The sequence below is a fragment of the Vibrio sp. R-1 genome (assembly GCF_035615595.1).
Taxonomy (GTDB): Bacteria; Pseudomonadota; Gammaproteobacteria; order Enterobacterales; family Vibrionaceae; genus Vibrio; species Vibrio cholerae.
Window position 1 is genome coordinate 1 of record NZ_WPDC01000307.1, and the last position, 490, is coordinate 490.

The following is a 490-nucleotide window of genomic DNA, read 5'->3' on the forward strand; positions in this document are numbered from 1 at the left end:
CCAATTTTACCCGTTGAGTGTAATGTTCAAAGGCTGTGACTTTCACATAACCTTCAGACTCATAAAGCGATTTAGCTTTTTCATTGGATACCGCTGTCGCCAGTTTGACTGTTACCGCGTCTGTATCTTTGGCAAAAGCAGCAACTTTCTGTAGTAAAGCTCTGCCGACACCTTTTTTGCGTGCATTCTCAGATACATACAGATCGTTTAAATACCAAATCCTTTTCATCGCAACTGAGGAAAAGGAAGGATATAGCTGCGCAAAACCTAGAGGCTCATTACCTTCTGATAAGGCTAGAAAAATCACTGAGTCACCATTTTTCATGTGCATCTCGATAAAATTTCTAGCACCTTGAATATTACTTTCTTGCTCATAAAACTGACGATAGGCATCAAATAAGATCGCAATGTCATCTAAATTTGAAACACTCGCTTCAACCACTTTCATCTGAACTTCCTTGTTCATAATTGGCATAACGCCCGCCTAAGG

At 40.0% G+C, this 490-nt stretch carries 1 protein-coding gene; it reads right to left on the reverse strand.

Translation table 11 applies throughout. The annotated features are described in order from the left end of the window. A partial coding sequence (locus tag GOU96_RS18260) for a GNAT family N-acetyltransferase (protein WP_324702121.1) occupies nt 1-448 on the reverse strand: 448 nt, incomplete at its 3' end. Nucleotides 449-490: the final 42 nt, after the last annotated feature.